The sequence below is a fragment of the Phycobacter azelaicus genome (assembly GCF_014884385.1).
GTDB lineage: Bacteria > Pseudomonadota > Alphaproteobacteria > Rhodobacterales > Rhodobacteraceae > Phycobacter > Phycobacter azelaicus.
Genome location: NZ_WKFH01000003.1, coordinates 1,501,311 through 1,514,897, shown reverse-complemented (window position 1 = coordinate 1,514,897; position 13,587 = coordinate 1,501,311). Strand labels below are relative to the sequence as shown.

Here is a 13,587-nt window from a genome sequence, read left to right as displayed (position 1 = left end):
GACAAAGCCCCCGCCATGGGGGCGGGCGGGGGCTGCCCGGCCTATTGGCCGGACACACAGGTCTGTGTTTACGCTGCGCCTACAACGCCTTCTCCATCGCGTAGTTGTGCATGGAAACGCCCCGGCGGGTGAACTCGCGGCGGCCCTGATCGGTGAAACCGTGCCGCAGAAAGAACCGGCGGGCGGCTTCGCTGGCCTCGACATATAGGCGGGCAAGACCTCGGCTATTGGCCTCTTCCTCCAGCGCGGCATAAAGCGCCGCACCCATCCCGGTGCCCGCGTGAACCGGTGCGATGTAGAAACAGTCGATATGGCCGTCCGGCTCCAGCTCGATAAAGCCTTGGGCAACATCCGCCCTGTCTGCAGCTACCCAAATGGTGCGACCATCGCGAGCGCGTTCGCGGATCACCTTTGCCGGAGCTTCCTCCGGGCTCCAGGCCTCGCATTGGGCGGGGGTGTAGTCGCGCACGCCAATGCCGTGCACGGCGGCGTGAAAGATGCGGCCCCAATCGACGCCATCGCGAGGTTCAAACGCGCGAATGCGCATCGGGGCGCCCCTTAGCGGGATTTCGTGAGGGCGAGGAAGACATCCTCCAGATCCGCCTCTTCGGTCTTTACATCGCGGATGGTGATCCCGGCGGCGCGCACGGCGGCCAGCACGTCCTCGGCGCTGGTTGTCTGGCTGTGATAGCGCAGCACCACGGCGCCATCGCCGCGCAGCTCGGCCTCGATCCCTGCGCCCTGGGGCAGATCGCTGACCGGCGCGGCTGGGTGCACCACCATGGCGCGGGCATCAAGACGGCCCAAAAGGTCCGCGGTGCTGTCGCGCGCCACCACTTCGCCCTGGTTGATGATGGCGATCTCGTCGCACATCTCTTCGGCCTCTTCGAGGTAGTGGGTGGTCAGGATGATGGTCATGCCCTGTTCATTGAGCTTGCGCACGTTGTCCCAGAGCATCTGGCGCAGCTCGATATCGACGCCGGCGGTGGGTTCATCCAGCACGAGGATGTTTGGACGATGCACCAGCGCCTTGCCCAAGAGGAGCCGCCGCCGCATGCCGCCCGAGAGGGTGCGGGCATAAGCCTCGGCCTTGTCCTCAAGCCCGATCATGCGCAGAATCTCATCGCTGTAGCGTTCGGATTTCGGCACGCCATAAAGACCCGCCTGCACCTCCAGCGCGCCGCGTGGGGTAAAGAAGGGATCCAGATTCAGCTCCTGCGGCATCACCCCGATCGAGGCCCGGCTCTGGCGCGGGTTCTCATCCTGATCGAAGCCCCAGATCGTCACCTTGCCGCTGGTTTTTACCACCAGCCCCGCGAGAATGTTGATCAGGGTCGACTTACCGGCACCATTGGGCCCCAACAGGCCAAAGACCGATCCGCGCGGAACGGTGAGATCGATACCCTTCAGCGCGTGTTTCTCGGGCTGGCCCTTTGCCCCTTTGTAGGTTTTGCGCAAGCTTTCGATCCGGATTGCATCATCAGTCATCGCGGCTCTTGCTCCCTCGGCTGTCCTGTCACATAAAGCCCCTACCCCATCAGCAAGAGGATCGCCAGCCGATGACCATCGAAGCGCCTGAAACCAAGATCGTTGACAGCTACCGTGTCGCCTGCGACGGCGGCGAAGGCGCGCTGGGACATCCGCGGGTCTACCTGCAGATCCCCGAGGATACCGGCTGGGTCGAATGCCCCTATTGCGACTGCAAGTACATCCACAAGGATTTCGAGGGCAAGGTCGACTGACCAGCTTCACCCGACCAGATGAACAAGGGCGTCCCGGCCATCCGGCGGCGCCTTTTGTCATTTGCGCCGCGGACTACCTGCCCAGGAAGGCAGCAACAGCCTCCTTGGCGTTCTGCCTCGTGTGCTGGTGCAGCGCTTCCATCGCGCCTGTTCCATACATGCCTGAAAGGGTTGGCGTGGAAATTGAAAAATACTGGGATGCTCCGATAAGCTGATAGAGGCCTGCCAACACTTCTTCCTGTGCAGCGCCTTGCCAGCGTTCCGTTTGCAGGGCCAAGACCACCAGTTTGTCCAGATAGGGTTTCAGCGGCCAGATTTTTGCCGTCTCGTCGCTTTCCAATAGCGCGCGGATCACGAGGCGCGCATCCTGCAAACTGCCAACGCCCTGGCGTTCAAAGTAGTGCATCAGACGGTCCTCTGCACGCTCGCCCGGCAGCTCATCGATTTCTGTACATAGGCGCGTGGCCAGCGCGGAGAGCACCGCCGCATAAAGTCGCTCCTTGGTGCCAAAGAAATGCAAAAGCGCCTGTTTGGTGACCTTCGCTTCCCTGGCGATGGCGGCAAGGCTGACGCCTGTGTATCCGCGCTCGGCAAAATGCCGGGAAGCCAGTTTCACATAGCGATCTGCTGCCTCTGTGTGTTCAGCCATATGCATACTCCTGTGTGGCCATCATAGGCCATTATTGACAACTTACCACGCAGTAAGTTACTTACCATATGGTAAGGCATTTTGCACTGGGAGGCAGCACTATGGACCGGACCGAGGAAATCACCCTCATCAAGGAAATCATCGGGCTGGCCGAGCAGAAATCGGCCTATCTGGATGCGTCGATCTCGCATTCGCCGATCTCCCGGTATTGCAGCCCAGATCGCTTTGAGCGTGAGCGCGCGATGATCTTTCGCCGCAAACCCACGGTTGCCGCCCATTCCAGCGAGCTGGCAGAGCCAAGGGCCTTTCTTGCGCGCGATGTCATGGGGCTGCCGGTCCTTTTGGCCCGAGATGATTCGGGGCAGGTGCGCGCCTTTCTCAACGTCTGCCGCCATCGGGGCGCCCGGCTGGAACGGGAGACGTCGGGCTGCAAGCGGGTATTCACCTGCCCCTATCATGGCTGGAGTTGGACAAACGACGGGGATTTGCGCGCCGTCCCGCAAGAGGCACAGGGCTTCCCGGACCTTCCCCGCAGTGAACGCGGGCTGCGCCGCCTGCCGGCGGCCGAGGCGCATGGCTTCATCTGGGTGATCGCAGACCCGGATGCAGGCGGAGATCTGAACGTTGACAATTGGCTCGGAGGCATGGCCGCAGAGTTGGATTGGTTGGCGCTCGCCGATCACCGCATTGCCGTAGAAGAGACAATCGAGATAGCTGCGAATTGGAAGGTTCTCGTCGAAGGCGGGATCGAGGCCTACCATTTTCGCGTCGCCCATGCGGCAACCATTGCGCCGCATTTCCCGGACAACCTGTCGACCTACCAGATGTTTGGATCACACATGCGATCGGTCCTGCCGCGCCGTACGATGACCGCTCTGGGCGACACACCCGAACAGGAGTGGTCCATTCGCAAGGACGCCAACCTTCTTTATTCCCTGATGCCGACAACGCAGATGCTGGTGCAACAGGATCATATTGTCTGGATCAACAGCACGCCTTTGTCGGAGGGCCAAACCCGAATGCGCCTTGCAACGCTGGTGCCAGCGGACACGCCCGATACGCCACAGATGCAGGCGCATTGGGAGAAGAACCACAAGATCACCCATATGACCCTGAGGGAGGATTTTGATCTGGGCGAAGAAATTCAGGCGGGTTTTGCCTCACGCGGGAACCCGAGCCATCTTTTTGGCAGGTTCGAAGGGGCGTTGAACCGGTTTAACCTGCTGGTCGAGGAGTTGATCGCGGGCTGATCGGTCAAGCTTGCCAGGCGCCCAAAGGAAAAGGCGCCCGTGAGAAGATCCAAGGCGCCTTTTGGGTTCCCGTGCAAAAGCTGACAAGCGGGATCAGGCGAGGTCGATATCCTCGACCTCGGGCATCAGGTCCTCCTCTGCCGGGGCGTCCATGCCCGGCTCCAGGCTCAACACGGCCATCAGATCGGACCCGTCGTCCGCGCCGGATGCGGGTGCCAGTATCCCGTCCTCAATCGCCGCATCATAGGCCGCAAGCAGATCATCGGCGCTTTGGAAACCGCCCTCGGGTGCATCCAAGCGGAACTCCTCCACAAGGGAGCCATCCTCGGCGGTCTGATAGAAGACAACGGATTGCAGCGTGGTCACATCACCGCCGACCTCTTCGGACGTGAAATAGTTCAGGTAATTCTCAAAAGTCGGCTCGGTGCCTTCAGGCAGGGCCAGGTTGTTATAGGGGTTCGGGTCGGGTTCTTCATCCAGGATGAAGGTGCCACCCAAGGGATCACCGGCATCCGAGAACTCCTGACCGAAGAACACCTTCTGGTAGGTGGGATCCTCTTCTGGCTCCTCCGGTTCTTCCGGGTCATCGGAAACCGCCTTGATCGACCCCGCATCGGTGGTCGTCGAGGTTGCGCGGATGCCGAAAATATCGACCTCATCCAGGCTTTGCACATCCAGCTCAAGCGTCAGGGTATCGCCCGCCTCAAGGTAGGTTTCCTTGTCTGCACCCTCAGGTCCAAGACCCGGATCACTCAGTTTGATGGCCTCGTCCCATTGAATTGGCTCACCGTCGCTCTCCGCTCCGTTCATGTTGAGCGGGCCGCTCAGTGTCTCGCTGTCGCCGGAAAGGGTATCGTCCCCGAAATAGATGGCGTTCACATCCATGCTCCCTTCGGCGACGGAGATATCCGCAAAAATCTGCCCGTCCTGTTCATAGAGGGTGACCGTGTAAGACAGTCCCTCGACCGAGTAGGAAAAAACCTTTGTGTGATCCGACATCGTGACCCCCTTTACGAAACGAGCAATTGCGGAGGCGTCGCGCCTTGGCGCGCACCCCAACTTGGAACGGGGCGAAATTAGCACAAATTCTCGACAAAAGGGCGGCAGAGCGCGCGCCAAGCGGAAACAGAGTGTTTACGCTTGGGAACCTGCAAACCAGAATGTAGGGGTTCGGCTCAGGGGCAAAAGGTACCCCTGGCCAGCTGCTTTATGCGCCGCGCTTGTAGACCTGGCGCCCGTCCATCCAGGTTTCCAGCACCGCGATGTCCTTGATGGTGTCGGGATCCACTTTGCGCGGGTCCTGATCGAGGATCACCAGATCCGCCAGCTTGCCCGGCTCCAGGCTGCCCACCTCGTGATCCGAGAACAGCTGCCAGGCCGCCTCGGACGTGATCGCGCGGATGGCGGTTTCGACCGAGACCTTTTCATCCGGCGCCAACACATAATCGGGGTCTTTCCAGGTCTTCCGCGTCACCGCCATTTCGATCATGTGCAGCGGGTCCGGGTCGGTCACGGTAAAATCGGAATGGATGGTGAAGCCAACGCCCGCGTCCTCGACACTCTTGCAGCGATCCAAGAGCTGCGCCTTTTCCTCGCCAAAGACCTCGTCGCGCATGGCGACGCCCCAGTAGTGGACGTGGCCGATCAGGAAGCTGGCCGAAACGCCAAGCTCCTTCATGCGGGCGATCTGTTCATCATGCAGGATCGAGCAGTGCTCGATGCGTGCGCGCACCCGGCTCATGTCTATCCCTGCATCGCGCACCGCCTCGCAGGCGTCCAGGACATTGTCGATGGCCGCATCGCCGTTGCCATGGATCGCCAGCTGCCAGCCCTTGCTGGCACGCTCCACCGCCATCTCGACCAGATCATCAGGGGCGATATAGGCAATGCCGTAATTGTCTGAGTTGAGGTAGGGCTCGCGCTGAAGACCCGTGTAGCCCTGGTTCGACCCGTCCGCGACCAGCTTGTAGCCCGATACACGGGCCAGAGCGTTACCCATGTTCGGAGTGATATCGGCGGCGTCCCAGACATCAGCCCCGATGGAATAGAAGGGATAGCCGCGCAGGCGCGCCGCCAGACGGCCCGTCGCCGCCGCTCCCATCAGGATATCCACATCCGCCGGGGACTGCGTGAGGCCACCAAGGGCCAGCTCGCTGACGGTTGTCAGGCCGAGGGCACTCCATTTCGACAAAAGCCCCACCAGCGCATCCACAGGATCGGTCGAGGCCAGCTTGGGATATCCGCTCAGCACCTGCAGGAAGGCCACGTTGTTCTTGATGACGCCAGTTAGGTTGCCATCGGCATCGCGCACGAATTCTGCACCCGGAGGGTTCTGCACATCCATCGGCACATTGGAGGCCTCAAAGGCGGCGAGATTGGCATAGGCCAGATGCCCGGAAGCATTGATCACAAAGATCGGATGCTCGGTGGAGATCGCATCGAAATCGGCAAAGGTCAGCTCGTCCGCACCCTCCTGCACCGCAGGGTCAAAGTTACGGAACACCAGCCATTCCCCTGCGGGCGCATCTGCCGCGCGGGCGGCGATGTGATCCAGCACCTCGGCCACGGTGCCGAAACGCGCCATGCCGACATATTCCATCACCGCATCCATCACGGCGCCGCTGACCACATGGGTATGGGGATCGACAAAACCTGGCAGGACGGTCTTGCCCTCCAGATCGACAACAAGGGCATCCGCCCCGGCAACCGAGCGCACCTCACCCGCAGTGCCCACCGCCAGGATCCGGTTTCCACGAATGGCGATGGCCTCGGCCTCGGAAAAATCCTCATCGACCGTCAGCACCGTGCCGCCGGTAAAGACAAGCGTGGATGTCCCTTGCGCCTTTGCCCCGCTCGGAAGGGCCGCCGCAAGGCCGGCAATGGCCGCGCCACCTTTCAGGAAATCGCGTCGACCAAGGCTGCCGAGGTCCATGCCCCAGCGGCTGGACCAGCTGCCCTCGGCCACCTGCTCTTTCAGGTCCTTAACCCGCTGGTTTGTCTTGAAAATCTGCCCGAAATCGCCACTGCAACAGATGCAGCCATGAATGTGTTTGCTCATCTCCAACTCCTGAAAACAAAACGGTGCAAGTCTCGTTCACCATAAGGCGGATTGCTCATATGTCACCCGCAACTTTTGCCTGCAGGACAAACCGGCGGATCTCTGGGCAAAGGGCAATTGCCCTTCCGGGCGCGATCACCGATAACAGGGCCAAACGGGAGTATCGGCGATGAGCGAGACACAATTCGGCAAGGGATGCCATCTTCATCTGATTGACGGCTCGGCTTTCATTTTTCGTGCCTATCACGCGCTGCCCCCGCTGACTCGCAAATCCGACGGGCTGCCGATCGGGGCCGTCGCGGGCTTTTGCAACATGCTTTATAAGTACATCGAGGCAAACACTGGCCCCGATGCACCGACCCATGTGGCGGTGATCTTCGATCACTCAGGCAAAAGCTTTCGCAACGATCTTTACGATCTTTACAAGGCCAATCGCCCCCCCGCGCCCGAAGACCTGCGCCCGCAGTTTCCGCTGACCCGCGATGCCACCCGCGCCTTCAACATCGCCTGCAAGGAGATCGAAGGGTTCGAGGCCGATGACATCATCGCCACCCTCGCCCATCAGGCGCGAAACGCGGGCGGACGCTGCACCATCATTTCCTCGGACAAGGACCTGATGCAGCTGGTGGGCGGCGGCGTCGAGATGCTGGATGCAATGAAGAACAAGCGCATCGACAGCGACGGCGTGGTGGAGAAATTCGGCGTCGCCCCGGAGCGCGTGGTCGATGTGCAGGCGCTGGCAGGCGACAGTGTGGACAACGTGCCCGGCGCGCCGGGGATCGGGATCAAGACCGCAGCACTGCTGATCAATGAATTCGGCTCGCTCGAAGAGCTTCTGGACCGCGCCGAAGAGATCAAACAGCCCAAGCGCCGCCAGACCCTGATCGAGATGCGCGAGCAGATCGAACTGTCCAAACGGCTGGTGCAGCTGGATTGCAACATGACCCTCGACTTCACGCTGGAGGATCTGGAGCTGCAGGAGCCGGATCCCGATACGCTGCTCGATTTCCTGGCGCAGATGGAGTTCCGCACCCTCAGCACCCGCATGGCCAAGCAGATGGGCCGCGAGGCGCCGGTCATACCCGAACCGAAAGCCCCCGCAGGCACCCCGATCGAGGATACTCCGGCAGAGGCGGCACCTTTTGATGCCGAAAAATACGAATGCGTGCGCGATGCCGACTCCTTGCAAAAGTGGATCGACCGCATCCGCCATCGTGGCTGGGTCGCCTTTGACACCGAAACCACGGGCCTCAATGAAATGACCGCCGATCTGGTCGGTATCTCGCTCTGCGTCGAGCCGGGAGAGGCCTGCTATATCCCCCTCACCCACAAGGCCGAGGCGGGCGGCGACGATCTGTTCGGCTCTGACGCGCTGGCCGAGGGGCAGATGGAGTTCGACACCGCATTGTCGATGCTGAAACCGGTGCTTGAGGATCCCGCGATCCTCAAGATCGGCCAGAACATGAAATATGATGCCAAGATCATGGTGCGCCAGCGTGGCGAAGGGTTCGCCGATGGCATCACCGTCGCGCCCTATGATGACACCATGCTCTTGTCCTATTCCCTTCATGGCGGTGAGCACGGCCACGGCATGGACACGCTCTCTGAACGCTATCTTGATCACACGCCGATCCCCATCAAATCGCTGCTGGGCACCGGCAAATCCGCGATCACATTCGACCGGGTGCCGGTTGCCGACGCGGTGCCCTATGCGGCCGAGGATGCAGACATCACCCTGCGCCTGTGGAAGCTATTCAAACCGCAGCTCCACCGCGAGAAGGTCACCACCGTCTACGAAACGCTGGAACGCCCCCTGTCGCCGGTTCTTGCCCGGATGGAGCGTCACGGCATCAAGGTCGACCGCGACACGCTCAGCCGCATGTCCAACGCCTTCGCCCAAAAGATGGCGGCGCTTGAGGATGAGATCCACACGCTGGCGGGCGAAAGTTTCAACGTGGGCAGCCCGAAACAATTGGGCGAGATCCTGTTTGACAAGATGGGGATCGAGGGCGGCAAGAAGGGTAAGACCGGCGCCTATGCCACCGGCGCCGATATCCTGGAAGAGCTGGCAACCGAACACGAGCTGCCCGCCCGCGTGCTGGACTGGCGGCAGCTGTCGAAACTGAAATCGACCTATACGGACGCGCTGCAGGATCACATCAACCCCGAGACTGGGCGGGTGCATACATCTTATGTGCAGACCGGCGCCAACACCGGGCGGCTGGCCTCGGCGGATCCGAACCTGCAGAACATCCCCGTCCGCTCCGAGGAAGGCCGCCGCATCCGCGAGGCCTTCGTGGCCGAAGAGGGCAACAAGCTGGTCTCGCTCGACTACAGCCAGATTGAACTGCGCATCCTCGCCCATGTGGCCGATATCGGCACGCTGAAACAGGCGTTTGCCGATGGGCTGGACATTCACGCGATGACTGCGTCTGAGGTGTTCGACGTGCCGCTGGACGAGATGACGCCGGACATCCGCCGCAAGGCCAAGGCGATCAACTTTGGTGTGATCTACGGCATCTCGGGCTTTGGTCTGGCGCGCAACCTGCGCATCCCGCGGGGCGAGGCGCAGGGCTTTATCGACCGCTATTTCGAGCGCTTCCCCGGCATCCGCAAATACATGGACAGCACGGTGGAGTTCGCCAAGGAACACGGCCACGTGCAGACCCTGTTCGGCCGCAAGATCCACACGCCCGAGATCAACGCCAAGGGGCCGCGCGCCGGATTTGCCAAACGCGCCGCGATCAACGCGCCCATTCAGGGCACCGCCGCCGACGTGATCCGCCGCGCCATGATCCGTATGCCCGACGCCATCGCCCACCTGCCCGCCAAGATGCTGCTCCAGGTGCACGACGAATTGATCTTCGAAGTGCCCGAGGCGGCGGTCGATGAAACCATCGAAACCGCCCGCCGCGTCATGGAAAGCGCCGCCGACCCGGCGGTGCATCTGGACGTCAAACTGACCGTGGATGCAGGGACAGGCAACAACTGGGCCGAGGCGCACTGATCAGGGGCGGGCGGTAGCTGCCCCATCGCTGAACCGGATCGCGCGTTGCACGCGAAAAGCGGACCTTCGTGCATGACGCAGCGAACGCCTGTTCAGAGCCCAAAGTGATGGTTTTCGCTGCCAGAAATCCAACTCTCTTGCCTCTATGGCTTCAAAAAAATGGTGGCGATTCTCGTCGCAAGCATTATATGTAATAACATAGCGATAGTGGAGAAAATTCCATGAACCCCAAACTAAACATCGCCACGGTGATCATAGCGCTAACCGGCTTTTCGGGAATTGCTTTGGCTTTGGAGCCTACCAACATCCTTGATCTAGAGCCTACAAAGCGGGGCGCTTACACTTTCTATACTCCATATCTTGAAGACGAGGTCGAAGCGATGGCGATCGTCGCTCCCCCTCCTTCAAAGGGCACGGAAGCCTACAATGCAGACATGCGGGCCGCCTTGCAGGAATACGCCCCATCACGTGTCGCACAGGCGACACAAGACGCTAGAATCAGCCCTGACTATTATTCAAAGGTATTCGGTGCGGTTTTGGGTGAGACGATCAGCATCGAAAGCACACCTGCCATCTACGCTTTAATCGCACGCTCAATATCTGACTACGGTCTGTCAACGTATGATGCGAAGGATCACTATCAACGTACACGTCCCTTCGCCAAGTTTGGACTGCCTACATGTACGCCGTATGCAGAAGACTACTTGCGCGATGATGGTGGTTATCCTTCAGGACACACCGCGGCAGGCTATGGCATTTCGCTAGTACTGGCTAAGGTCGCTCCTGAACGTGCTGATGAGTTGATTGAGCGCGGCAAGGACTACGGTCACTCTCGTGTCGTATGTAAGGTTCACTATCTCTCTGACATCGAGGCGGGCATTAAAGTTGCGGAAGCGGTCCTGAGCTATCAGATGGATGTCGAGCAGTTCAATGTGGATCTTGAAGCTGCTCAAAAAGAGTGGAAAGCGCTAGGGAATTAACCTCAATCGAACCAGATAGGCGCTTAGGCTAAATGTCGGCTCAGAACCGCAAGGACGCCCCGCCCAGCTTCCCTCCCCTCACTCCCCCGGAAACAGCGCGTCCATTTTGCGGGCGAGTTTTGCGTCCAACGCGCTGAGGCCGCCCACGTCGTGGGTGGTCAGCACCACCGTCACCCGGTTGTAGACATTGCTCCACTCCGGATGGTGGTTCCATTTCTCGGCCCAGATCGCGGCGCGGGTCATCCAGCCGAAGGCCTCGTCAAAGCCGCCGAAGGTGTAGGTCTTGGTGATGGCATCGCGCCCCTCGACCATGCTCCAGCCCGCCTGAAACAGCGGGTCCAGCAGCGGGCCTCGGGTGGCTTCGGATAGTTTTTCGGTCATTCCTGTTCCTCCACTTGCACCTTTTTGAAAGGGCCATAGTCCGTCAGGATCTCGATCTCTTCTTCCACGGCGGCGCGCTCGGCCTGCAAATAGCGTTTCACCGCATCGGCAAAGCCCGGATCGCCGATCCAGTGCAGGCTGTGGGTCTGCGTGGGCAGGTAGCCGCGCGCCAGCTTGTGCTCGCCCTGTGCGCCCGCCTCGACCCGCGACAGCCCCATGGCGATGGCCTGTTCGATGGCCTGATAGTAGCACAGTTCGAAATGCAGGAAGGGGGGATGTTCGATGCAGCCCCAGTAGCGGCCAAAAAGCGTCTCGCGCCCGATAAAGTTCAGCGCGCCCGCGACGGGGTATCCATCCCGCTCGGCCAGCACCAGAAGCATGTCATCGGCCATGGTCTCATGCACGATGTCAAAGAACTGCCGCGTCAGGTAAGGCGTGCCCCATTTGCGGCTGCCGGTGTCCTGGTAAAAGGCCCAGAAGGCATCCCAGTGTTCAGGCTGGATCTGCGCGCCGGTGTAGCAGCTAATCTCACCGCCAAAGGCTTGCGCCTCGCGCCGTTCCTTGCGCAGGGTTTTGCGCTTGCGCGAGGACAGCGCCGCAAGGAAGTCATCGAAATCGCGATAGCCATCGTTCAGCCAATGGTACTGCTGTGTCGCCCGGCTCATCAGCCCCATCTCTTCGCCGATCTCGGCCTCCGTTTCGGTGCAGAAGGTCACATGCAAAGAGGACAGCCGATTGTCCGCCGCCAGTTGCACCGCGCCCTGCACCAAAGCCGAATGGCCGATCCCCTCATATCCCGGGCGCACAAGAAAGCGCCGCCCGGTGGCAGGCGTGAAGGGCACCGCGATCTGCAGTTTCGGATAATAGCGCCCCCCGGCCCGTTCATAGGCATGGGCCCAGTTGTGATCGAAGATATATTCGCCCTGGCTGTGGGATTTGGCATAAAGCGGCGCGCAGGCAATGAGCGTACCGTCCTGATAGGCCGTAAGGTACTGCGGCTGCCAGCCGGTGCCGCGCCCGACAGAGCCGCTTTGCTCCAGCGCCAGCAGAAACCGATGCGTGGTGAAAGGATCAAGCGGGCGGCCGCCATCCGCCGCCTCGGGGCAGGCGCAAGCGTCCCAGTCGCTCTCCGCAATCTGCGCGAGGCTTTCCAGAACCCGAATTTCGATTTCTGCCTGCTCCATCTGCCCGGTTTGGCCTTTCCCGTTTTGCCTCAGTATCTGGCCTCTTGTGGGCGCGGATCAAGTCGGCAGGGGGGAAAGATAACCCTCAAAGGTCACATTGTCCGCAAGGGCGCGCGCCTCTGCCTCCTCGCTGGGCGAGGTGATGGTCCAGCACAGAACCGGCACACCCGCATCCCGCAAGCCCTGCACGCGGGGACGGGACAAATCGCTGGCCTCGTGGCTGATGAAACAGGCTTCGCTGCGCTCGAAATCGGGGATATTGCGCAGGTCGTGGCAGACCGCGCGGGGCAGTTCGGGCCACTCGTCCGGCACATAGGCGCTGGTGACGATCCCGCGCGCGATGCCGGGCGCCAGCCGGGCCAGTTCGGCAACCGAATGGGGATTGAAGGACATCAGCGCGATATCCCCCTGGTACCCGTCAAGCACCTTGACCGCCGCAGCCTCCAGCGCGCCCACGTTGCGCCCCATCTGCCCGTCCTGGTCTTTCACCTCGATCAACAAAGGCACTTGCCCGGCCACCAGATCAAGCACCTCGGCCAGATCGGGTATGCCTTCGCCATCGCCGCCCTTCAGCGGGATCTGTCTCAGTTCCGCGCAGGTGCGGGCGCGGACCGGGCCCCTTTCATCCGTAAGACGGTCGAGGTCATCGTCATGAAACACCATTGGGCAGCCGTCCGAGGACAGCTGCAGGTCGATCTCGATCGCATAGCCCGCCGCGATGGCCGCGCGGATCGCCGCGCGGCTGTTCTCAGGGCGGCCCCGCGCCACATCATGCAGCGCGCGATGGGCCACCGGCGACCGGAGCAGGGACTGCGGCAGCGGGGGCCTCATTTGATCTGGAACACCGCGTCGATTTCAACGGCAACGCCAAGGGGCAGCGAGGGGCTGCTCACGGCAGAACGTGCATGACGGCCCGCATCGCCCAGAGCCTCGACCAGAAAATCGGAGGCGCCGTTGACCACTTGTGGCTGCTGAGTGAAGTCGGCAGTGGAATTCACAAAGGCGCCCAGCTTCACGACCCGCACCAAGCGCTCCAAATCGCCACCGCAAGCTGCCTTGAGCTGCGCCAGCAGGGAAATCGCACAGCGTTTCGCCGCCGCCTGACCGGCTTCGACATCCATATCATCGCCCAGAGTGCCGGTGATCAGCCCGTTCTCATCCGCCGAGATCTGACCGGACACATAGACCATGTCGCCCGCAATGACGAAGGGCACATAGTTCGCCGCCGGCGCCGGGGCTTCGGGCAGGGTGACCCCCAGTTCTGCGAGTTTGGCTTCGATGCTCATGATCTGTGTCCTTTCAATCTCTGTGTTGTCGGCGACGCTAGCGCCGATAC

Annotated in this window: 13 protein-coding genes; 4 read left to right on the top strand and 9 right to left on the bottom strand. The window is 61.2% G+C overall.

Going from position 1 to position 13,587, the window contains the following annotated elements:
- Positions 1–79 precede the first annotated feature (79 nt).
- Together INS80_RS08230 and INS80_RS08225 are read right to left on the bottom strand one after the other, a co-directional pair.
- Positions 80–547, bottom strand: a complete 468-nt coding sequence (locus INS80_RS08230) for a GNAT family N-acetyltransferase (protein WP_192965163.1) — start codon at positions 545–547, stop codon at positions 80–82.
- Positions 548–558: 11 nt separating this feature from the next.
- Positions 559–1,488: an ABC transporter ATP-binding protein gene (locus INS80_RS08225; protein WP_192965162.1), complete on the bottom strand. Its 930-nt coding sequence runs from the start codon at positions 1,486–1,488 to the stop codon at positions 559–561.
- 71 nt (positions 1,489–1,559) lie between these two features.
- Here INS80_RS08225 and INS80_RS08220 point away from each other — a divergent pair, with 71 nt between their 5' ends.
- A complete protein-coding gene (locus INS80_RS08220) occupies positions 1,560–1,742 on the top strand; it encodes a zinc-finger domain-containing protein (RefSeq protein WP_192965161.1) in 183 nt (60 codons plus the stop codon).
- A gap of 73 nt (positions 1,743–1,815) precedes the next feature.
- On the opposite strand, the gene INS80_RS08215 is transcribed toward INS80_RS08220, so the two are convergent.
- On the bottom strand, positions 1,816–2,391 hold the full coding sequence (locus INS80_RS08215; protein ID WP_192965160.1) for a TetR/AcrR family transcriptional regulator: 576 nt from the start codon (positions 2,389–2,391) through the stop codon (positions 1,816–1,818).
- A 101-nt stretch (positions 2,392–2,492) separates the two neighbouring features.
- Here INS80_RS08215 and INS80_RS08210 point away from each other — a divergent pair, with 101 nt between their 5' ends.
- The gene (locus INS80_RS08210) at positions 2,493–3,641 is read left to right on the top strand and encodes an aromatic ring-hydroxylating oxygenase subunit alpha (protein WP_192965159.1); all 1,149 of its coding nucleotides are present in this window, start codon (positions 2,493–2,495) and stop codon (positions 3,639–3,641) included.
- Positions 3,642–3,734: 93 nt separating this feature from the next.
- Here INS80_RS08210 and INS80_RS08205 read toward each other — a convergent pair whose 3' ends face one another.
- Both INS80_RS08205 and INS80_RS08200 read right to left on the bottom strand, forming a co-directional pair.
- A complete protein-coding gene (locus tag INS80_RS08205; protein ID WP_192965158.1) occupies positions 3,735–4,640 on the bottom strand; it encodes a hypothetical protein in 906 nt (301 codons plus the stop codon).
- A 208-nt stretch (positions 4,641–4,848) separates the two neighbouring features.
- Positions 4,849–6,699: an amidohydrolase gene (locus tag INS80_RS08200; protein WP_192965157.1), complete on the bottom strand. Its 1,851-nt coding sequence runs from the start codon at positions 6,697–6,699 to the stop codon at positions 4,849–4,851.
- Positions 6,700–6,868: 169 nt separating this feature from the next.
- Here INS80_RS08200 and polA point away from each other — a divergent pair, with 169 nt between their 5' ends.
- Both polA and INS80_RS08190 read left to right on the top strand, forming a co-directional pair.
- Positions 6,869–9,706 carry a DNA polymerase I gene (gene polA, locus INS80_RS08195; RefSeq protein ID WP_192965156.1) on the top strand — a complete coding sequence of 946 codons (2,838 nt, stop codon included), beginning with the start codon at positions 6,869–6,871 and terminating at the stop codon, positions 9,704–9,706.
- A 221-nt stretch (positions 9,707–9,927) separates the two neighbouring features.
- A complete protein-coding gene (locus tag INS80_RS08190; protein ID WP_192965155.1) occupies positions 9,928–10,686 on the top strand; it encodes an acid phosphatase in 759 nt (252 codons plus the stop codon).
- Between the two features lie 78 nt (positions 10,687–10,764).
- Here the strand turns inward: INS80_RS08190 and INS80_RS08185 are convergent, their stop codons facing one another.
- The 4 genes from INS80_RS08185 to INS80_RS08170 are packed head-to-tail and all read right to left on the bottom strand — an operon-like array spanning position 10,765 to position 13,537.
- The gene (locus tag INS80_RS08185; protein ID WP_192965154.1) at positions 10,765–11,067 is read right to left on the bottom strand and encodes a 4a-hydroxytetrahydrobiopterin dehydratase; all 303 of its coding nucleotides are present in this window, start codon (positions 11,065–11,067) and stop codon (positions 10,765–10,767) included.
- Positions 11,064–12,251, bottom strand: coding sequence for a GNAT family N-acetyltransferase (locus tag INS80_RS08180; protein WP_192965153.1), 1,188 nt, complete (start codon positions 12,249–12,251; stop codon positions 11,064–11,066). The genes INS80_RS08185 and INS80_RS08180 overlap by 4 nt, the downstream gene beginning before the upstream one ends.
- Before the next feature lie 57 nt (positions 12,252–12,308).
- The gene (locus INS80_RS08175; protein ID WP_192965152.1) at positions 12,309–13,082 is read right to left on the bottom strand and encodes a glycerophosphodiester phosphodiesterase family protein; all 774 of its coding nucleotides are present in this window, start codon (positions 13,080–13,082) and stop codon (positions 12,309–12,311) included.
- The gene (locus INS80_RS08170; RefSeq protein WP_192965151.1) at positions 13,079–13,537 is read right to left on the bottom strand and encodes a RidA family protein; all 459 of its coding nucleotides are present in this window, start codon (positions 13,535–13,537) and stop codon (positions 13,079–13,081) included. The genes INS80_RS08175 and INS80_RS08170 overlap by 4 nt, the downstream gene beginning before the upstream one ends.
- Between the last annotated feature and the right edge of the window lie 50 nt (positions 13,538–13,587).

Bases quoted from the DNA above. Each gene is read 5' to 3' on its own strand.
- INS80_RS08230 (WP_192965163.1), bottom strand. From the start codon at position 547: ATGCGCATTCGCGCGTTTGAACCTCGCGATGGCGTCGATTGGGGCCGC.
- INS80_RS08225 (WP_192965162.1), bottom strand. From the start codon at position 1,488: ATGACTGATGATGCAATCCGGATCGAAAGCTTGCGCAAAACCTACAAA.
- INS80_RS08220 (WP_192965161.1), top strand. From the start codon at position 1,560: ATGACCATCGAAGCGCCTGAAACCAAGATCGTTGACAGCTACCGTGTC.
- INS80_RS08215 (WP_192965160.1), bottom strand. From the start codon at position 2,391: ATGGCTGAACACACAGAGGCAGCAGATCGCTATGTGAAACTGGCTTCC.
- INS80_RS08210 (WP_192965159.1), top strand. From the start codon at position 2,493: ATGGACCGGACCGAGGAAATCACCCTCATCAAGGAAATCATCGGGCTG.
- INS80_RS08205 (WP_192965158.1), bottom strand. From the start codon at position 4,640: ATGTCGGATCACACAAAGGTTTTTTCCTACTCGGTCGAGGGACTGTCT.
- INS80_RS08200 (WP_192965157.1), bottom strand. From the start codon at position 6,699: ATGAGCAAACACATTCATGGCTGCATCTGTTGCAGTGGCGATTTCGGG.
- polA (WP_192965156.1), top strand. From the start codon at position 6,869: ATGAGCGAGACACAATTCGGCAAGGGATGCCATCTTCATCTGATTGAC.
- INS80_RS08190 (WP_192965155.1), top strand. From the start codon at position 9,928: ATGAACCCCAAACTAAACATCGCCACGGTGATCATAGCGCTAACCGGC.
- INS80_RS08185 (WP_192965154.1), bottom strand. From the start codon at position 11,067: ATGACCGAAAAACTATCCGAAGCCACCCGAGGCCCGCTGCTGGACCCG.
- INS80_RS08180 (WP_192965153.1), bottom strand. From the start codon at position 12,251: ATGGAGCAGGCAGAAATCGAAATTCGGGTTCTGGAAAGCCTCGCGCAG.
- INS80_RS08175 (WP_192965152.1), bottom strand. From the start codon at position 13,082: ATGAGGCCCCCGCTGCCGCAGTCCCTGCTCCGGTCGCCGGTGGCCCAT.
- INS80_RS08170 (WP_192965151.1), bottom strand. From the start codon at position 13,537: ATGAGCATCGAAGCCAAACTCGCAGAACTGGGGGTCACCCTGCCCGAA.